The organism is Xanthobacter sp. YC-JY1 (assembly GCF_021730305.1).
In the GTDB taxonomy this organism is placed as follows: domain Bacteria; phylum Pseudomonadota; class Alphaproteobacteria; order Rhizobiales; family Xanthobacteraceae; genus Xanthobacter; species Xanthobacter flavus.
Window position 1 is genome coordinate 110,104 of sequence record NZ_CP032674.1, and the last position, 19,604, is coordinate 129,707.

Genomic DNA, 19,604 nt, shown 5'->3' on the forward strand with positions numbered 1-19,604 from the left:
CCCGCGCCTGATAGAAGCCGCACCATGAGCGGATTTTCTCATTATCGCGGGGCCATGCCTCGCCGCAGCCGTCCCCTCGCGGCGCGAATTATCGGCCCGGCCCCCCGCCGGCGCGGCTGAGCGCGCGGGGGCTGCCGGGATTTTTCCGCCCCGATCCTGCCTTCATCCCCCGAGCGTTCCATGACCGAGAAGTCCGAGACCAAGCCGTCCGCCGAGGCGTCCGCCCCCGATTATTCCAAGACCCTGTTCCTGCCGGAAACCGCCTTCCCCATGCGCGGCGGCCTGCCCCAGAAGGAGCCGGAACTGCTGGCCCGCTGGGCGCGCATCGGCCTCTACGAGCGGCTGCGTGAGGCCGGGCGCGGTCGCGACCGCTTCGTGCTGCATGACGGCCCGCCTTATGCCAACGGCAACATCCATATCGGCCACGCGCTCAACAAGATCCTGAAGGACGTGGTGACGCGCTCCCAGCAGATGCTGGGCTACGACTCGAACTACGTGCCCGGCTGGGACTGCCACGGCCTGCCCATCGAGTGGAAGATCGAGGAAGAGAACTACCGCAAGAAGGGCAAGCAGAAGCCCGACTTCTCCGATGCCGCCGCCATGGTCGCCTTCCGCCAGGAATGCCGCGCCTATGCCGAGCATTGGCTGAACGAGCAGCGCAAGGAATTCAAGCGCCTCGGCGTCGAGGGCGACTGGGATCATCCCTATACCACCATGGCGTTCATGGCCGAGGCGCAGATCGCTCGCGAGATCATGAAGTTCGCCGAGAACGGCCTGCTCTATCGCGGCTCGAAGCCGGTCATGTGGTCGGTGGTGGAGAAGACCGCTTTGGCCGAGGCGGAGGTCGAGTATCAGGATTTCACCTCGGATACGGTCTGGGTGAAGTTCCCGGTGGTGTCGGAGGGCGACCTCAAGGGCGCGACCGTCGTCATCTGGACCACCACCCCCTGGACCATGCCCGGAAACCGGGCCGTCACCTATGCTCCGAAGATCGCCTATGGCCTCTACGAGGTTACGGACGCCCCCGCAGACAACTGGGCCAAGGCCGGCGATCGCCTGATCCTCGCCGACAAGCTCGCTGACGACGTGTTCAAGGCCGCCCGCGTCACCGCCTATGAGCGGCGCGGCGATGTTCCCGCCGATGTGGTGGGCAGCCTGATCCTCGCCCACCCGCTGGCGGACCTCGGGCTCGGCGGCTACACCTTCAAGGTGCCGTTGCTGGAAGCCGAGCATGTCACGGACGACGCCGGCACGGGTTTCGTCCACACCGCCCCCGGCCATGGCCGCGAGGACTTCGAGGCGTGGGTGAACCATCGCCGCTGGCTGGAGGAGCGCGGCATCAATCCGGCGATCCCCTACACGGTGGACGAGGACAGCTTCTACACGTCCCAGGCGCCCGGATTCGAGGGCAGGCGCGTCATCACCGAGAAGGGTGAGAAGGGCGATGCCAATGGAGCCGTCATCGACGCCCTCATCAAGGCCGGCAACCTGCTCGCGCGCGGCCGGGTGAAGCACCAGTATCCGCATTCCTGGCGCTCCAAGAAGCCGGTGATCTTCCGCAACACGCCGCAATGGTTCATCGCCATGGACCAGGACATCCGCGCGGCGGACGGCAAGGCGGCGCCCCGCCCGGCGACGCTGGCCGGCAACGCGCCGGACACCCTGCGCGCCCGCGCGCTCGCCGGCATCAAGACGGTGGAATGGGTGCCGGCGGCGGGCGAAAACCGCATCACCGGCATGATCGAGAACCGGCCGGACTGGGTGGTCTCGCGCCAGCGCGCCTGGGGCGTGCCCATCGCCGTGTTCGTGAAGGACAAGGGCGACGGCACCGTCGAAATCCTCAAGGACGCCGCCGTCAACGCCCGCATCGCCGAGGCCTTCGCCGCCGAAGGCGCCGACGCCTGGTTCAAGGAGGGCGCCAGCGCCCGCTTCCTCGGGGAGCGCGCCTCCGAGGGCTGGCAGAAGGTGGATGACGTCCTCGACGTGTGGTTCGATTCCGGCTCCACCCACACCTTCACGCTGGAGGTGCGCCCCGACCTCAAGGCGGAGCGTCCGCCCGAGGGGCGCGACAAGGTGATGTATCTGGAGGGTTCGGACCAGCACCGCGGCTGGTTCCATTCCTCGCTGCTGGAGAGCTGCGGCACCCGCGGCCGCCCGCCCTATGACGTGGTGCTGACCCACGGTTTCGTCCTCGACGAGGACGGCCGCAAGATGTCCAAGTCGCTGGGCAACGTCACCTCGCCGCAGGACGTCATCAAGCAGTCCGGCGCCGACATCCTGCGCCTGTGGGTGTGCGCCTCCGACTATGCGGACGACCTGCGCATCGGGCCGGAAATCCTCAAGACCACGGCCGACACCTACCGCAAGCTGCGCAACACCATCCGCTGGCTGCTCGGCTCGCTGCACCATTACCGGCCGGAGGAGAAGGTCGCGGTGGCCGACATGCCGTCGCTGGAGCGCTTCATCCTGCATCGGCTCGCCGAGCTGGACGGAGAGATCCGCGCCGCCTATCGCGCCTTCGACTACAAGAAGGTGCACGCGGCCCTCGCCCAGTTCATGAACATCGAGCTGTCGGCCTTCTATTTCGACATCCGCAAGGATGCGCTCTATTGCGATCCCATCTCCTCGCTGACGCGGCGTGCCTGCCTGACGGTGCTGGACGAGGTGTTCAACCGCCTTGTCACCTGGCTCGCGCCCATCCTCGCCTTCACCTGCGAGGAGGCCTACATCGCCCGCACGGGGGATGAGGAGGGCTCGGTGCATCTCCTCGCTTTCCCGGACACCCCCGCCGCGTGGCGCGACGAGGCTCTGGCGGAGCAGTGGCGCAAGGTGCGCCTCATCCGCCGTGTGGTGCTCGGCGCGCTGGAGGTGGAGCGCGCCGCCAAGCGCATGGGCTCCTCCCTTGAGGCCGCCCCCGAGGTCTATGTGAGCGACGATGCGCTGGCCGAGGCCCTCTCCGGCCTCGACCTCGCCGAGATCGCCATCACCTCGGACGCGAAACTGATCCGCGGCGAGGGGCCGGCCGATGCCTTCCGGCTGGCGGACGTCCCCGGCGTCGCCGTGGTGCCGGTCCGTGCGGAAGGCACCAAGTGCGCCCGCTCGTGGAAGGTCTCGCCGCAGGTGGGCACCGACCCGGAATTCCCGGACGTGACGCCGCGCGATGCCGCCGCGCTGCGGGAGTTCTACGCCGCGCGCGCCGCGGCCGAGTGAAGCGAACCCCGCCCGCCCTCGCGTTGCCGGGGCGGGCGGCCTCGTCTATGAACGACGGATCGCGTCCGGCCATCGGTCAGAGAAGCCATTCCTGAGAGAGGCCCCTTGCAGCGCCGTCCCATCGTCTTCGGTCTTCTCGTCGCTCTCGCTGTGCTGGTGGCCGATCAGGCCTCCAAGGGCATCGTGCTCGCGTGGTCGGCGTCCTGGGACGCGCAGATCAAGCCGGTGGCGCCCTTCATCGACTTCGCCGCGCTGTGGAATTACGGCATCAGCTACGGCCTGTTTCCGCAGGGCGAGACCGGGCGCTGGGTGCTGGTGGCCATCAAGGTGGCTGCGGCGATCCTGTTCGCGGTTTGGCTGGCCCGCGCCCGCAGCCGGTTCGAGGCGTTCGCGCTGGGCCTGCTCATCGGCGGCGCCATCGGCAATGCGGTGGACCGGGTGGTCTATGGGGCGGTGTTCGATTTCGTGTCGCTCCACGCCTTCGGATACCGCTGGTACGTGTTCAACCTCGCCGATGTGGCGGTTGTTGTGGGCGTGGGACTGCTCCTTTACGATGCATTTCTCGGTGGCGCCTCAAAATCGCCGCCCTCGGCCGCGCCAATGGCGCCCCGGTCCGAAGCTGAGCGCGAGCCGTGAGAGCGCACGCTTTGAGAACGCATCAGAGGATGGCATCGAGGACGTGAGACCCATGCGAGAGATTTCCCTTTTCCCGCATAGCGCTGATGCCGCGCCGCGCGCGGCGGGCACCATCCTGTCCCCCGCATTCCGCCTGATCCCGCTTCGTGTCGGGGGCGGCGCGCTGCTCGCCACCTTTGCCCTCATGCTTGCCGCGCCCGCACCGGCCGCCGCGCAGAGCCTCGACGGCAGCACCAATATCTTCGACAGCGCCATGCAGATGCTTGGTCTGAAGGAGGAAGAGGAGAAGCCGGAGATCGACTATCGCGAGCGCGCGCCCCTGGTGGTGCCGCCGCGCGTGCCCGACGCGCTGCCACCGCCGCAGAAGAGCGCCGCGGATTCCCATCCCAACTGGCCGAAGGACTACGACCTTCAGCGCCGCAATGCCGCGGCGCAGGCGGCCAAGCAGCCCATCGTGCGTGACGATCCGGGCAAGCCGCTGATGCCGTCCGAACTCAACCGCGGCAAGAAGCGGGCGGTGGGCAACAGCACCTCGCCGACCGAGCCGGTGGGCGCGGGCTCAACCCGCGACGTGCTGATGCCCAGCCAGCTCGGCTCCTCCGGCTTCCCGGGGCTCGGCGGCCTGACCGGCAAGCAGGAGCAGCTCACCTTCAATGGCGAGCCCAACCGCGAGAACCTGATCCAGCCGCCGCCCGGCTACCAGACGCCCGCCCCCAATGCCCCCTATGGCGTGGTGGAGGAGAAGAAGGAGCCCTGGAAGATGCCGACCCTGTTCGATCGCCAGTGACGGACGCGAGGGACGGACACAGGGACCGGACGGAGCGGGGCAGCGGATGAAACCGCGGCGGCCCGTCCTTTTAAGCGGCGGCGGGCACCCTATCTTTCCTTGACGGACGCGCTTGCGGGCGCGTCGAATGCCGAAAGATCCTCACGTGCAGATGAGCCGTCTCGCCATGGTTGCCATTCTCGCCGCTGGAGCGGCCGCATTTTCTCCCCGCCTCGCTGACGCGGCGGGCCCCGAAGTCACCGAATTCAAGCTCGCCAACGGCCTTCAGGTCATGGTCATCCCCGATCACCGCACCCCGGTGGTCACCCACATGGTGTGGTACAAGGTGGGATCGGCCGACGAGCAGCCGGGCAAGTCCGGCATCGCCCACTTCCTTGAGCACCTGATGTTCAAGGGCACCGATGCGCACCCGCAGGGCCAGTTCTCGGCCGAGGTGGCGCGCCTCGGTGGCCAGGAGAACGCCTTCACCTCGCAGGATTACACCGCCTATTTCCAGCGGGTTGCGAAGGAGCACCTGGAGACCGTGATGGGGTTCGAGGCCGACCGCATGCGCGGCCTCAAGCTCTCCGACGAGGTGGTGCTGCCCGAGCGCGACGTGGTGCTGGAAGAGCGCCGCATGCGCACGGACAATGATCCCGGCGCCCGCCTCTCCGAGGTGCTGCAGGCCACGACCTACGTGAACCACCCTTACCAGCATCCCATCATCGGCTGGGAGCACGAGATCAAGGGCCTCAACCGCGAGGACGCGCTGGCCTTCTATCGCCGCTTCTACGCCCCCAACAACGCCCTGCTCGTGGTGGCCGGTGATGTGGACCCGGCCGAGGTGAAGGCGCTGGCGGAAAAGACCTACGGCAAGGTCGCCCAGGCCGACACCCCGCCGCGCAACCGCCCGCAGGAGCCGGAGCCGCGCGCCCATCGGCGCGTGTCGTTGGCTGACCCGCGTGTCGCCCAGCCGAGCCTGCAGCGCTCCTACCTCGTCCCCTCGGCCCGCACCGCGGCGCCGGGCGACGCCGAGGCGCTGGAAGTGCTCTCGCACATTCTCGGCGGCGGGCAGACCAGCCGCATGTACCGCACCCTCGTGGCCGAGAAGGGCCTCGCTGCCGGCGCCGGTTCCTGGTATCAAGGAACCGCCTACGATGCGACGCGCTTCGTCGCCTATGCCTCCCCGCGTCCGGGCGTGAGCCTCGAGACGCTGGAGGCGGCCGTCGACGCGGTGGTTGCCGAGCTGCAGGAGAAGGGCGTCGACGACCTGGAACTGGCCCGCGCCAAGACTCGGCTCATCGCCGACACCATCTATGCGCAGGACAACCAGGCGACGCTCGCCCGCATCTATGGCGCCTCCTGGGCCACCGGCCTCTCCGCCAAGGACGTGCGCGAGTGGCCGGAGCGGCTCAAGGCCGTGACCGCCGATCAGGTGCGCGACGTGGCCCGCCGCTATCTCGTCACCGACCGGGCCGTGACCGGCTATCTCAAGCAGACCGAGCCGAAGGCCGGCGACGCGGGCAAGACGGACGGCAAGAAGGACAATCGCTCGTGACGGCGGCCGTCCCGGCTTTCGAGGTGTTCCGTTCGCCGGCCCGTTCGGGCCGGCGCGCCTTTTTCGCGGGCGCGGGCCTTCGCCCTGCCGCCCGGCTCTTTCTTGCGATGGTTACGATGGCCCTTTCCCTTCTCGCCGCCGATACGGCGCAGTCCCAGTCGAGCCGCATCACCGAGGTGACGAGCCCCGGTGGCATCAAGGCCTGGCTGGTCCATGACACCACGCTTCCGCTCATCGCCTTCGAGTTCGCCTTCCTCGGCGGTGCCGCCCAGGATGGCCCCGAGCATGCCGGCCTTGCCAACCTCGCCTCCTCGCTGCTGGACGAGGGCGCCGGCCCGATGGATTCCGACGCCTTCCAGCGGGCGCTCGCCGATCATGCGGTGGAGCTGCATTTCGACGCCGGCCGCGACGAGATGCGCGGTTCCCTGCGCACGCTTTCGGAAAACCGCGACAAGGCCTTCGAGCTGCTGCGCCTCGCGGTGAACGAGCCGCGCTTCGACGGCGAGGCGGTGGAGCGCATCCGCGCGTCCCAGCTCGCCATGTTGCGCCGTCGCTCCACCGAGCCCAATGCCATCGCCAACGACCGCTGGTTCGCGCTCGCTTTCCCCGGCCATCCCTACGGCCGGCCGGTGGACGGCACGCTGGACAGCGTCGCCAAGCTGACCCGCGAGGACATCGCCGGCTTCATCGGCAAGACCTTCGCCCGCTCCAACCTGCGCGTCGCCGTGGTGGGCGACATCAGCGCCGAGGAACTGGGCAAGCGGCTCGACGAGGTGTTCGGCAAGCTTCCGGCCCAGGCGACGCTGACGCCCGTCGCCAATGTGACGCCGCAGAAGATCGGCACGGTGGAGGTCATTCCCCTCGACGTCTCGCAGTCGGTGGTGGTGATGGGCACCGGCGGGCTGGAGCGGCGCGACCCGGACTTCATCCCGGCCTACGTGCTCAACCACATTCTCGGCGGCAGCGCCTTCTCGTCGCGCCTGTTCAAGGAAGTGCGCGAGGCGCGGGGGCTGGCCTATTCGGTGTATTCCTACCAGGTGGCGCTCTCCCACGTGGGCCTCTGGTTTGCCGGCACGGCGACCAAGAATGAGCGGGCGGCGGAATCCATCTCCCTCATCACCCACGAGTTCGGCCAGATCCTCAAGGACGGACCGACCGCCAAGGAGCTGGAGGAGGCGAAGAGCTACCTGATGGGCAGCTATGCCCTGCGCTTCGACACCTCGTCCAAGGTCGCTGGCCAGCTGCTGCAGATCCAGCTCGACGAGCTCGGCATCGACTATATCGACCGCCGCAACGCGCTGATCGCCGCCGTCACCCTCGACGACCTCAAGCGCGTCGCCGGCCGGCTGGCCACGGCGAAGGATGCGTTGACGGTGGTGGTGGGCAAGCCGGTCGGCCTCGGAGGCTGATCGGCCCGCGGTAACCTTACTTTCACGGAGCCGGCGCAGGGGACCCGCAGGGGCGGGCGGGGAGTCCCCACGCCGGCTTCCCTTTGCTATAAGCGCGCGATCCAGGGCGCCCATGGAGTTGAAGATATGGCGGGTGCAACACGGACGGTCGCGCAGATCCGGGCCACCGAAAGGCCCGTGACGGCAGCTTCACGCGTGTGCGCACCCCCGTCCGATCCGGCGGGCCGCCTCGGCTTCCCGTTTCCCCGGCTTTCCGTCGCGCGACTGGTGCTGCCCGGCCTGATGGCGGCCGTCCTCGCCGGCTGCGCGGGTGGTGAAGGCCTCGATGGTTCCTTTGGCGCGCAGGACACGGGCGTCGCCGGTGGCACCGCCATTGCGACGCCGGGCGCCACCTCTGCCGGTGTCGTGAACAGCGCCACCTCCGGCTCGCTCGTGGTCGGTGCCGGCCCGGACCAGGTGTCCTATGATTGCCCCATGCTCACCGTGCGCACCGGCGCCGGCAGCTGGCAGGTCACGGCCGGCGGCGGGCTGCGCTATCAGGCCACCATCGGCCGCCTCGCCCGCGAATGCACCATCTCCAACGGCATGATGCTGGTGAAGGTGGGCATCGAAGGCCGCGTCCTGATGGGCGAAAAGGGCAGCCCCGGTCAGGTGAAGGTGCCGGTTCGCATCGCCGTGGTGAATGAGGGCCCCTCGCCCAAGACCGTTACCACCAAGTTCTTCGCCGTTGCCGTCGACGTTCCGGCCGATCCGGGCCACGCGCCCTTCACCGTGGTGGAGGACCAGATCGCGTTCCCGCTGCTGAAGCCGTACGAGATGGAGCGCTACATCATCTATGTGGGTTTCGACCCGCAGGGCACGCCCGAGGTGCGCGAGCGGCCCAAGCCTTCCGCCGCGCGGCCGAAGCCGAAGCCGCCGGCTACCGCCGCGCAGCCCGCCCCGGCACCCGCCGCCGCGAGCGCGCCGGCGCCCGCGAGCTCGTCCTCCAGCTCGTCGTCTTCCACCTCGAAGGACGTGTTCGGGCCGCCGCCGTCGAGCGGCGGCAGCAGTGGCGGCAGTTTCGCGCCGCCTCCGTCGAGCGGCGGTTTCGCCCCGCCGCCCTCCACCAGCACCTTCGCGCCGCCGCCCAAATAGGCGGCGCGCCGATCCGCGAGCGGCTCAGTCCAGCTTGACGGGCAGGAAGGTGAAGGGCTGCGCCGGCACGAACCGCGCGGCCGCGTTACCGCCATAGACCTTGCCGCCGGTGAGATCGAGCTTCTTCACCGGCGCGCCCGGCTTCAAATCGAGGTCGGCGATCGGCACCCAGAAGGTGTTCGGGCTGGTGGCGGAATCGAAGAAATAGACTCTGTCCTTCTGGTCGCTCACCGTCCGCCACAGGGTGGAGGCGATGTTCGGCTCGCCCGGCGTCGAAAGGCCGAGCGGCACGCTCACCGACCGCATCACGCTCGCGACGCTCGCCACCGCCTGGTTGGCGTAGGTCTGGTCCGGGACGGCGGACAAAATCTCCGGCGCCGCCTTCGCGGGGACGGCCTTGATGAAGAAGCTGGCGCGGGCGAAGCGGTCCGCCGCGCGGTTGGTGCCGGGCAGGAACACGGTGCCGCCGATATCCTGCCAATAGGCGTTGAGCGCCAACTGCTGGTCATAGCTGGGTGAGTTGGTCATCACCTGGTACTGCCGCCCGTGATGCACCACCAGCTTGCCGCCAAGATACTCGAAGATGGCGCTGTCGCCGGAGGGATCGGAGATGGCGAGGTGGAGCTGGGCCCCGGAGCCGTTGGGCAGGGTCGCCGTCACCACCACGAACGGCTCGGCGGAAAGCGCCGTGACCGCCTCGGCGACGGTGGCGAAATTGTCCAGCACGTATTGCGCCCAGACGCTGATGGAGAGGGCCGGCTTGCCGTTGGGCTTCGCGTATTCGGATTCGGCGAGGTACAGCAGGTTGGCAACGAGACCCTTCTCGTTCATGCCGTCGGCCGTGCCGACGTCATAGCCCGAGGCGGTCACGCTGCCGTATTTCGACACCCATTTCGGGGTGTTGGCTCCCGCCGCCCCATCGCGCGCCATGCCGGCCGGGAAGGCCCACAGATTGGTGCGCATGTCCTCCATCCAGTCCATGGACCGGCCGGTGATGACGATGCCGTCGGAGCCCAGATAGACCGCGCGCGTGCAGGCCTGCGCCACCGGGGCGAGCGTGGCGGCGAGCGCTCCGGCCAGCATTGTCGCGGCGAGGGCACGGCGGCGGATGCGGGAGATGCGGCTTTCGGGACAGGTCTGGACCATGGGGGCCTCCGATGCGACCGGCCCAAAATGAAAACCGCCGGTAACGAGGTCAGCCCCGTTCCGGCGGAATCATGTGCCGGCCTTTTGAAAAGGTTCGGCTGAAAGAGATACCGGCTCCGCCCACACAGCAAGGCGGAGCCGGTCATCCATGCCCTGTCTGCCCCGAAAAGACATGGACAAGTGTTAGAAACCACACCCCCGCCCTCGATTCTCTGAGATGGATCAAATTTGGCGGCGCAGCGGCGAAATTTTGCTATCAGCTTCGGCGGAACGTTGCGCAGAGCACGCCTCAGGCGTGCGGGGAGAAGGGATGCACGACAAGGAGTCGCAGATGCCGGATGGCATTCCGGTCATCCGGACCATCGCCATGCCGGCCGATACCAATCCGAGCGGCGATATCTTCGGCGGCTGGCTGATGTCGCAGATGGACCTTGCCGCCGGAAACGTGGCGGCGCGCCGCTCGCGGGGCCGCGCGGCCACGGTGGCGGTGGAGGCCATGAGCTTCCTCTCCCCGGTGGCGGTGGGCGACGAGGTGAGCCTGTTCGCCAACATCGCGCGGGTGGGGCGCACCTCGCTGCGCATCGAGGTGGAAGCCTGGCGCCGGGCGCGCGAGAGCGAGCAGTCGACCAAGGTCACGGAAGCCGTCTTCACCTTCGTCGCCATCGACGGCGAGGGCCGCCCACGGGCCATCCCCGCGGAGTAGCAGGGCTCCTCAAGGGGCGCTCACACAGCCCGCGCGGCGCCTGAGCGAAGGCAAAGAATGCCCCGCCCCTCACGTCCCGCGCGGTTTCGCCCGCGTGGTCGGCGGGGCGGCGGCGGGGTCTTCCGGCCAGGGGTGCTTGGGGTATCGGCCGCGCATGTCGGCGCGAACATCCCGCCACGAGCCACGCCAGAATTGCGGCAGGTCCTTCGTCACCTGGATCGGCCGGTGCGCGGGTGACAGCAATGCGAGGGTCAGGGGCACCCGCCCGCCCGCGATGGCGGGATGGGCGGTGAGGCCGAACAATTCCTGCACCCGCACCTCCACTGCCGGCCCACCCTCCGCGCCATAGTCGATGGCGAGGCGCGAGCCCGTGGGGGCGGCGAAATGGGTGGGCGCCTCCGCCTCCAGCCGGGCCGTCAGCTCATAGGGCAGCAAGGCGTGAAGGGCGTTGCCCACGTCGGCGCCGCTGATGTCCGCAAGGGCTGTGCGGCCGGAGAGAAACGGCGCGAGCCATGTCTCGACCGATGCGGCCAGCGCCGCGTCGGAGAGGTCCGGCCACGGTTCCCCCTCGGCCGCGCGCAGGAACATGACGCGCTCGCGCCATTGCCGGGACGCGGCGGAGAAGGGCAGGCGTCCGATGTCCGCATCCGCGATGCCCCGGGCGAGCGCGCGCGCCGTCTCCGCATCCGCCGGAACCGGCTGGGGCCGGGCGGCGAGCACCAAAGCCTTGAGCCGCCGCACCTCCCGCGCCCGCACCGCCATGGCGGCGGGGTCGAACGCGACTTCGAGGCCGGAGGTGATGTCATCCGCGAACAGCGCCTCCACCTGCTCCGCCGACAAAGCGGCCGCGAGGGTGATGCGGGCGCCCTCGGCGCGGCCGGAGGCTTCCGCCACGGCGAGGAAGGGCGCGCGGGCGAGCGGGGATGTACCCTCCAGAACCGCACCGCGGCCATTGGCCATCAGGAAGCGCACCTGGGTCTCGCCAGCCCGTCCCTCACGGGCCTTGGCCACCCGGTCGGGAAAGGCGAGCGCCAGCAGGGCGGCGGGGGAGAGGGGAGGCGCGGTGCCAGGAGAGCACGCGTCTGCCGCCAGTTCCCGCGCCGCCATCTCCGCCCAGCGCCCGGCGAGGCGGCGGGAATCCTCCGCGCGACGGGAACGGTCGCGGCGGAAGCCGTCGAGGCGGGCGAGGAGGTCCACGCTGTCGCCGCCGAGCCCGCGCTCCACCAGCAGCGCGGCGATCTCTGCACCCAGGCGCCCCATGCCCCGCGCCGCCCCGATGGCGACCATATGGGCGAGGCGCGGCGGAAGGGGCAGGCGCGCCATGAGGCAGCCGAGCGGCGTCACCGCCTCCTCGGCATCGAGTGCGCCGAGCAGGCGCAGCAGCGCCTTCGCCTCGGTCACGGCCGGCGCGGGGGGCGGATCGAGGAAGGGGAGGGCGGCGGGATCGCGCACGCCGACGCGGGCGAGATCGAGCACAAGGCCGGTGAGGTCGGCGGCGAGGATTTCCGGCGTGGCGAAGGCCGGCAGGCTCGCCGTCTCCCCCTCGCTCCACAGGCGATAGCAGACCCCGGGCTCGGTGCGGCCGGCGCGGCCCCGGCGCTGGTCGGCGGCGGCGCGGGAGACGCGGACGGTCTCAAGCCGTGTCAGCCCCACGTCGGGCTCGAAGCGGGGCACGCGGGCAAGGCCGCTGTCCACCACCACGCGCACGCCCTCGATGGTGAGCGAGGTTTCGGCGATGGAGGTGGCCAGCACCACCTTGCGCCGTCCCTCCGGCGCCGGCAGCACGGCGCGGTCCTGCTCAGCGGCGTCCAGGGCGCCGAACAGGGCGACGATATCGACCTTGGGGTCGCGCACCGCGTCCAGAAGCAGGGTCTCGGTGCGGCGGATTTCGGCGGCGCCGGGGAGGAAGGCCAGGATGGAGCCGTCTTCCCGCTCCAGCGCCCGGCGGATGGCGTCGGCCATCTGGCGGTCGATGGGCGCGCGGGGATCTCGGCCGAGATAGGCCGTCTCCACCGGAAAGGCGCGGCCTTCGCTCTCGATCACCGGCGCGGGCGTGCCTAAGCCCATCAGGGAGGCGACGCGGGCGCCGTCCAGCGTCGCCGACATGGCGAGGAGCCGGAGGTCGTCCCTGAGCCCGCGCTGGGAATCGAGGGCGAGGGCGAGGCCGAGATCAGCATCGAGGCTGCGCTCGTGGAATTCGTCGAACAGCACGGCGGCGATCCCGGACAGTTCGGGGTCGTCAAGCACCATGCGGGTGAAGATGCCTTCCGTGACCACTTCGATGCGGGTGCGGCGCGACACCTCGGAGGCAAGCCGGGTGCGAAAGCCCACGGTGCCGCCCACCGCCTCCCCGAGGGTCTGCGCCATGCGCCGGGCCGCCGCGCGGGCGGCGAGGCGGCGCGGCTCCAGCACGAGGATCTTCCCGCCCGCGGCCCACGGCTCATCCAGCAGGGCCAAGGGCACGCGCGTTGTCTTGCCGGCGCCGGGCGGAGCCACCAGCACGGCGCAGGGGGTGGACGCGAGCGTCGAGCGGATGTCGCCGAGGACGGCGTCGATGGGGAGCTTGGTGTAGAACATGGCGCGCCCGCCCTTATGCGGCCGCGCCGCGCGAAGGCCAAGGGTTGAGGAGGGACCGGGCAGAGGGGGTGTTGCCAGCGGCCCGCATCGGTGCCTTAAGGAACGCCCCGTCCATCACCGGGATCAGAGCACCATGGTTTCCGCCCCGTCCAGCCTCACCAGCAAGGTCCGGCCGCTCGCCTTCGAGACCGGCATCGTCGCCCTCGCTTTTCTTGATTCGAAGGTCGCCTTCGTCGGCACGGACGGCGCGGTGTTCCTGATTGGGCTCGAGGAAGGGGCGACGCCGGTTGCGGTCGTGGTGCATCAAGGTGGCGTGTTGAGCGCGGCCTCGGACGGCAAGCGGCTGGTGACCGGCGGTGACGACGGGCGGGTGATGGAGCTGCTGTCGGACGGCTCCACCCGCGAGCTGGCGCAGCAGAAGGGGCGCTGGATCGACCGGGTGGCGCTGGGGCCGGACGGGGCCGTGGCCTATTCGGCCGGCAAGGTCGCCCACGTATTGCAGGCCAAGGGCGAGGCGAAGTCGCTGGAAGTGCCCTCCACCGTGGGCGGCCTCGCCTTCGCCCCCAAGGGCCTGCGCCTCGCGGTGGCGCATTATGGCGGCGTGTCGCTGTGGTTTCCCAATGCGGCGGGCGCCAAGCCGGAGGTCTATGGCTGGAAGGGCTCGCACCTCGGCGTGACGTTCTCGCCCGACGGCCGCTTCCTCGTCACCACCATGCAGGAGCCGGCGTTGCACGGCTGGCGCGTGGTGGACGGCGCGCACATGCGCATGTCCGGCTATCCCTCGCGGGTGAAGTCCTTCGCCTTCACCGCCGACGGCAAGTGGCTCGCCACCTCCGGCTCGGGCGAGGCCATCCTGTGGCCCTTCCAGGCCAAGGACGGCCCCATGGGCAAGGAGCCGGCCATGCTGGCGCCATCGCCCACCTCGCGGGTGACGGTGGTTGCACCCCACCCCAAGGACCCGGTGATCGCCATCGGCTACGAGGACGGCATGGTGATGATGGTGCGCATCTCGGACGGCGCCGAGATCCTGCTGCGCGCCCCCGACACCGACCCCGTGACCGCCATCGCCTGGCATGGCTCCGGCGGTGCCGTTGCGTTCGGGACGGAAAAGGGCCAGGGCGGGCTGCTGGCCTTCTGAGCCGCGGCGCGGTACCCGCGTGGCGCACCAAGTCCTTAGCCGCACAGGAAACTTGTGCTGCGGGCGGCTTTTCACGGGCGCGCGTCCGCTCTACCTTGGCGGCGTCCATTCGCAGGTGCGAAACGGGACAAGCGCACGAGAGACCTGCCGATGAAGATCGCCGACGTCCGCCGCACTGCCTACTCGATGCCGCTCACCAACCCCTCCTTCCCGCCGGGGCCCTACCGCTTCATCGACCGCGAATACATGATCATCACCTACCGGACCGATCCGGAGGCGCTCGCGAAGGTGGTGCCCGAGCCGCTCGAGATCACCGAGCCGGTGGTGAAGTACGAATTCATCCGCATGCCCGATTCCACCGGCTTCGGTGACTATACCGAGACCGGACAGGTCATTCCGGTCCGCTTCAACGGGCAGGAAGGCGGCTACGTCCACTCCATGTATCTGGACGACGAATCCCCCATCGCCGGCGGACGCGAGCTGTGGGGCTTTCCCAAGAAGTACGCCCAGCCGAAGCTCAAGGTGGAGACCGACACGCTGGTCGGCACCCTCCATTACGGCAGCGTGCTCTGCGCCTCCGCGACCATGGGCTACAAGTGGGTCGCCGGCGACAAGGAGAAGATCCTCGCCTCTCTGCTCACCCCGAGCTTCCTGCTCAAGATCATCCCGGACGTGGACGCCACCCCCCGCATCTGCGAGCTGGTGCGCTACTATCTCGTGGACGTCACGCTCAAGGAATGCTGGGTCGGGCCCGGCGCCCTCGGCCTGTTCCCGCACGCTCTGTGCAACGTCGCTGCGCTGCCGGTGCTGGAGGTTCTCTCCGCCGTGCACATCAAGGCCGACCTGACGCTCGGCCTCGGCGAGGTGGTCTACGACTACATGAAGGAAAACGGCGCCTGACGTCCGCCTTCCAGCGGCGGCGCAATGCGCGCCGCCGGTCGAGGGAAGCAACTTCAAGAAGGTGAGGGTCGATGACCGAGGCAGCCAACCAGCGTTCCGCCGAACTGTGCGACATCATCGACGAATACAAGCGCGTGGCGCTGGTGTTCCAGGGTGGCGGCGCGCTCGGTGCCTATCAGGCCGGCGTCTACGAGGCCCTGTCCGAGGTCGGGTGCGATCCGAACTGGATATCCGGCGTGTCCATCGGTGCCATCAACTCGGCCATCATCGCCGGCAACGCGCCGCAGGACCGGGTGACGAAGCTCCGGGACTTCTGGGAGACCATCACCTCCCAGCGCATCCTGCCCTTCGACCTCGAAGGCGATATCTTCCGCCAGTGGCGGAACCAACTTAGCGCGACCCGCACCATCCTGCAGGGTCAGCGCGGTTTCTTCACGCCACGCTTTCCCAATCCCTGGATGCTGCCGTCGGGCGCCGCCGGGGCGACGTCTTTCTACGATACCGCTCCGCTCCGGGACACGCTGCTGCGGCTGGTTGACTTCGATCGCATCAATTCCCGCGAGAAGCGCTTCTCGGTTGGGGCGGTGAACGTGCGCACCGGCAACTTCATCTATTTCGACAATCAGGAGCACAAGATCGCGCCCGAGCACATCATGGCCTCCGGCGCGCTCCCGCCTGGCTTTCCCGCCGTGAAGATCGACGGCGAATATTATTGGGACGGCGGTGTGGTCTCCAACACCCCGCTCCAATTCCTGCTCGACCAGCCGGATCACCCCAGCGCCCTTGTGTTCCAGGTGGATCTGTTCAGCGCGCGCGGGCCGCTGCCGCGGGACATGTTCGACGTGTCCGAACGGCAGAAGGACATCGGCTATTCGAGCCGTACCCGCTACACCACGGACGTGTTTCGCCGGGTGCAGGATCTCAGGTCCAAGCTCTATGACGCGCTCCAGCGCATCCCCGAGCAGCTGCGCACGGAAGAGGACATCGCCCTCATCGAGGATTATTCCAGCTCCGGCCCCGCCAACATTTGCCACCTGATCTATCAGGAGAAGGCCTATGAGCGGGAATCCAAGGACTATGAATTCTCGCAGACGTCCATGCGCGAGCACTGGCAGACCGGCTATGAGGACACGGTGAAGACGCTGCGGCGGACGGAGTGGCTGCGCAAGCCCGACGATTCCATCGGCATCGTCGTGCACGACATCCATCGCCTCTCCGAGTGAGAGGCGGCCGGCTCAGAGGAGGCCGCGCGCCAGCATGTAGGCGCCGAGCAGGCCGAGGCCGGAGAAGAAGATGCGCCGGAACATCTGCGGAGACGCCGCCCGGCGCACCATGGCGCCGAGCTGCATGCCGATGAAGGCCGGCAGCAATGCGGCTGCGGACGCGAGCGCGGTGGCCGGATCAGCCATCGCCCCGCCGCCGTCTCCGGGGTGGAACAGCACCACGGCGAGTGCGGTGGTGGAGACGATGAAGGTGAGGCCGAGAGCCTGCACCAGATCATCCCGCGCCAGCCCCAGTGACTGGAGATAGGGCGCCGAGGGCATGACCGAGACGCCGGTGGTGCCGGTGACGAGGCCGGTGAGGAAGCCCATGAGCGGGGACAGCCACGGCTCGTGCCGCGGTGGCACCTTCAATTGCACCGAGGACAGGCCGAGCGCGCCATAGGCCAGCAGCGTCGCGCCGAGCACCGGCTGAGCGGCGGGCGAGGCGAGGCCGCCCAGCAGAAGGCCGCCAACGAGCGTGCCCGCCGCCACCATCACCATCATCCAGAAGAAGCGCCGGGCGATGGGCAGGATGTTCGGCCCGGTGAAGTATTGCCAGAAATTGGTGACGGTCGCGGGCAGGATGAGCAGCGCCGCCGCATCGGGCGGCGCCAGGAACACGCTGAGCAGGCCGATGCCGACCGTCGGCAGGCCCATGCCGATGACGCCCTTCACCATGCCCGCCAGCACGAGCACGGCGAAGCCGGCGGCGATCAGCCCCGGATTGACCGAGGCGACGGCGGCGGCCGCCGTTTCAATCACCGGAAATCGGCCGCATCAGAATTCGGCGTCCAGCTCTTCCAGCTCTTCCGGCTCGGACAGGGCTCCGTCGATCCATTCCTGCACCAGCGGCAGCGCCATGATGCGGGCGCGATAGGCCTCGCATTCCGGGTCGAGCTTCACGTCGTAGGTCGTGAAGCGCGAGCAGACGGGCGCATACATGGCGTCGGCCAAGGTGGGCGTCGCGCCCATCAGGAACGGACCGCCATGGGCAGTGAGGCAGCCGCGCCAGATGGCGGCGATGCGCTCGATGTCCGCCTGCGCGCCGGCCCAGACCTTGAAGCCCGGATAATGCGCCTTGATGTTCATCGGCAGGGCCGAGCGCATGTTGGCGAAGCCCGAATGCATCTCGCCGGAGATGGAGAGGCAGTGCGCGCGCACCGCGCGGTCGGCGGGCAGCAGCCCGGCCTCGGGGAAGACTTCATTGAGGAAGGCGGCGATGGCCAGCGTGTCCCACACCGTCACGTCCTCGTGCACCAGGCGCGGGACGAGGAAGGAGGGCGACAGCAAAAGCAGCTCCGCCTTGGCGTCTGGATCGTCGGTGGGCACCCGCTCCTCATCGAAGGAGAGGCCGGCCATCTTGCACAGCAGCCAGCCGCGCATGGACCAGGAGGAGTAATTCTTGCTGGAGATGGTGAGCGTCGCCATGCCTGTCCCGTGCCTCGGATTTGCGATCCCTGACCTGACCGTTCCCCTCGACCCTTCCGCCCTTTGTTTCTTCTTGGCGCAGCCGGCGGCTTCGACTTTGGTCGGGCATCCGGCGCGGTCGCTCGGCCTTCAGCCCCACTGCTAAGGATGCGTGTTGCAATGCACCACGCATAGCTCCAATATCAACTTAACAGGTACATCCGTTCAGGCTTGCTGCAAAGCGGAAAGCTGGGCCTGCGACAACTACTTAATGCTTCCGCCGGCCGTCGGGGGCCGGGCGTGGGGGACGCGGAGCAGAAGGACCTTTCGGCATCATGCTGCAGACTTCTTCCAGGTTCATTCCTCCGGCACCGCGGTGCCGGACGGTCCGGCGCGCGCTGCCATGATCTATTCCGCCTATCAGGCCCAGGCCGACCTCATGAGCCCGATGAGGTTCTTCGCCAGCCTCGCGCGGCAGACCCTCAACGGCCCCCTCGTCAATGGCTACGGCCATCTCGGCTTCCGTCAGCTCGCGGCCGCCTACGAGCTCATCGAGCGCGCCGGCCTCACCCACGGCCGACCATCCTTCGGCATCAAAACGGTTGAAGTCGGCAATCGCGAAGTTCAGGTCACGGAGGAAAACGCCGCCGTCCTGCCCTTCGGCACCCTGTTGCGCTTCAAGAAGGACGTGGACGTCGCCCAGCCGCGCGTCCTCGTGGTCGCGCCCCTCTCGGGCCATTTCGCGACGCTGCTCGTCAACACCGTGAAGACGATGCTGCCGGATCACGACGTCTACATCACGGACTGGCACAACGCCCGCGAGGTGCCGCTCTCGGCCGGTCCTTTCGGCTTCGACGATTATGTCGAGCACGTCATCCGCTTCCTGGAGATCATGGGGCCCGGCTCCCATCTCGTGGCGGTGTGCCAGCCGTGCGTGCAGTCCCTCGTCGCCGCGGCGGTGATGGCGCAGGAGAAGAACCCGGCGGTGCCGGCTTCCATGACGCTCATGGCCGGCCCCATCGACTGCCGCATCAACCCCACCAAGGTGAACGAGCTCGCCACCTCCAAGCCCATCTCCTGGTTCGAGAAGAACCTGATCTCGACGGTGCCGAAGGGTTTCGCCGGCTCGGGGCGGCGGGTCTATCCCGGATTCCTCCAGCTTACCGCCTTCGTGAACATGAACCTCACGCGGCACATCAAGGCGCACCTCGACCTCTACAACGCCCTCGCCGAGGGTGACGAGGAGAAGGCGGAGACCACCAAGGCCTTCTACGACGAATACTTCGCCGTGTTGGATCTGGCCGCCGAGTTCTACCTTGAGACCGTGCGCTACGTATTCCAGGAATACCGTCTGCCCAAGGGCGAGCTGACCTATCGCGGCCGACCCATCGATTTCCGCGCCATCCGCAAGACGGCGCTGCTGACGGTGGAAGGCGAGCGGGACGACATCTGCTCCATCGGCCAGACCATGGCGGCGCAGGACATCTGCTCGGCGCTGCGTCCGCACAAGAAGCGCCATCACATGCAGGCCGGCGTCGGCCATTACGGCGTGTTCTCCGGCCGCAAATGGGCCTCTCAGGTCTATCCCATCGTCCAGAACCACATTCTGGCGAGCGATTGAACGGCGAGCATTTGAACCCTGCGTGAGCGGACGCTGGGGCATGAGTTGCCAACCCCTGCCTGCGGCGGTACGCGGACGGGGTCCAACGCGCGTCCCGCCTTCGGACCTGCCACCCCGCGGACCTGCCCCGTGATCGT

Annotated in this window: 15 protein-coding genes; 11 read left to right on the forward strand and 4 right to left on the reverse strand. The window is 68.6% G+C overall.

What is annotated here, in order from left to right; translation table 11 throughout:
• Positions 1 to 180: 180 nt before the first annotated feature.
• The 6 genes from ileS to D7006_RS00585 all read left to right on the forward strand — a co-directional run bounded on the left by ileS (position 181) and on the right by D7006_RS00585 (position 8,713).
• Positions 181 to 3,210 carry an isoleucine--tRNA ligase gene (gene ileS, locus D7006_RS00560; protein ID WP_237355145.1) on the forward strand — a complete coding sequence of 1,010 codons (3,030 nt, stop codon included), beginning with the start codon at positions 181 to 183 and terminating at the stop codon, positions 3,208 to 3,210.
• 105 nt (positions 3,211 to 3,315) lie between these two features.
• Positions 3,316 to 3,846, forward strand: a complete 531-nt coding sequence (gene lspA, locus D7006_RS00565; protein ID WP_169123250.1) for a signal peptidase II — start codon at positions 3,316 to 3,318, stop codon at positions 3,844 to 3,846.
• 52 nt (positions 3,847 to 3,898) lie between these two features.
• A complete protein-coding gene (locus D7006_RS00570; RefSeq protein ID WP_237355146.1) occupies positions 3,899 to 4,633 on the forward strand; it encodes a hypothetical protein in 735 nt (244 codons plus the stop codon).
• Positions 4,634 to 4,760: 127 nt separating this feature from the next.
• Positions 4,761 to 6,170 (forward strand): pitrilysin family protein, encoded by a 1,410-nt coding sequence (locus D7006_RS00575; protein WP_237355147.1) that lies wholly within the window; start codon positions 4,761 to 4,763, stop codon positions 6,168 to 6,170.
• A gap of 116 nt (positions 6,171 to 6,286) precedes the next feature.
• On the forward strand, positions 6,287 to 7,579 hold the full coding sequence (locus D7006_RS00580; RefSeq protein WP_229646150.1) for a pitrilysin family protein: 1,293 nt from the start codon (positions 6,287 to 6,289) through the stop codon (positions 7,577 to 7,579).
• Positions 7,580 to 7,756: 177 nt separating this feature from the next.
• Positions 7,757 to 8,713, forward strand: coding sequence for a hypothetical protein (locus tag D7006_RS00585; RefSeq protein ID WP_237355151.1), 957 nt, complete (start codon positions 7,757 to 7,759; stop codon positions 8,711 to 8,713).
• A gap of 24 nt (positions 8,714 to 8,737) precedes the next feature.
• On the opposite strand, the gene D7006_RS00590 is transcribed toward D7006_RS00585, so the two are convergent.
• Positions 8,738 to 9,859 carry a linear amide C-N hydrolase gene (locus tag D7006_RS00590; RefSeq protein WP_237355153.1) on the reverse strand — a complete coding sequence of 374 codons (1,122 nt, stop codon included), beginning with the start codon at positions 9,857 to 9,859 and terminating at the stop codon, positions 8,738 to 8,740.
• A gap of 310 nt (positions 9,860 to 10,169) precedes the next feature.
• Between D7006_RS00590 and D7006_RS00595 the strand changes: the two genes are divergently transcribed.
• Positions 10,170 to 10,562 (forward strand): acyl-CoA thioesterase, encoded by a 393-nt coding sequence (locus D7006_RS00595; protein ID WP_024276778.1) that lies wholly within the window; start codon positions 10,170 to 10,172, stop codon positions 10,560 to 10,562.
• Between the two features lie 69 nt (positions 10,563 to 10,631).
• Here the strand turns inward: D7006_RS00595 and hrpB are convergent, their stop codons facing one another.
• Positions 10,632 to 13,139, reverse strand: coding sequence for an ATP-dependent helicase HrpB (gene hrpB / locus D7006_RS00600; RefSeq protein ID WP_237355155.1), 2,508 nt, complete (start codon positions 13,137 to 13,139; stop codon positions 10,632 to 10,634).
• Positions 13,140 to 13,272: 133 nt separating this feature from the next.
• Between hrpB and D7006_RS00605 the strand changes: the two genes are divergently transcribed.
• From D7006_RS00605 to D7006_RS00615, 3 genes are all read left to right on the forward strand, one after another.
• Complete coding sequence (locus D7006_RS00605; RefSeq protein WP_237355157.1) at positions 13,273 to 14,277, forward strand: WD40 repeat domain-containing protein; 1,005 nt, start codon at positions 13,273 to 13,275, stop codon at positions 14,275 to 14,277.
• 150 nt (positions 14,278 to 14,427) lie between these two features.
• Positions 14,428 to 15,177 (forward strand): acetoacetate decarboxylase, encoded by a 750-nt coding sequence (locus D7006_RS00610; protein ID WP_169123244.1) that lies wholly within the window; start codon positions 14,428 to 14,430, stop codon positions 15,175 to 15,177.
• Between the two features lie 71 nt (positions 15,178 to 15,248).
• A complete protein-coding gene (locus tag D7006_RS00615; RefSeq protein WP_229646169.1) occupies positions 15,249 to 16,400 on the forward strand; it encodes a patatin-like phospholipase family protein in 1,152 nt (383 codons plus the stop codon).
• Between the two features lie 12 nt (positions 16,401 to 16,412).
• On the opposite strand, the gene D7006_RS00620 is transcribed toward D7006_RS00615, so the two are convergent.
• Both D7006_RS00620 and D7006_RS00625 read right to left on the reverse strand, forming a co-directional pair.
• Positions 16,413 to 17,201, reverse strand: a complete 789-nt coding sequence (locus tag D7006_RS00620) for a sulfite exporter TauE/SafE family protein (protein WP_237355159.1) — start codon at positions 17,199 to 17,201, stop codon at positions 16,413 to 16,415.
• Positions 17,202 to 17,216: 15 nt separating this feature from the next.
• Complete coding sequence (locus D7006_RS00625; protein ID WP_169123242.1) at positions 17,217 to 17,867, reverse strand: glutathione S-transferase family protein; 651 nt, start codon at positions 17,865 to 17,867, stop codon at positions 17,217 to 17,219.
• 382 nt (positions 17,868 to 18,249) lie between these two features.
• Here D7006_RS00625 and D7006_RS00630 point away from each other — a divergent pair, with 382 nt between their 5' ends.
• On the forward strand, positions 18,250 to 19,467 hold the full coding sequence (locus D7006_RS00630; protein ID WP_229646171.1) for a polyhydroxyalkanoate depolymerase: 1,218 nt from the start codon (positions 18,250 to 18,252) through the stop codon (positions 19,465 to 19,467).
• The last annotated feature ends 137 nt before the right edge of the window (positions 19,468 to 19,604 follow it).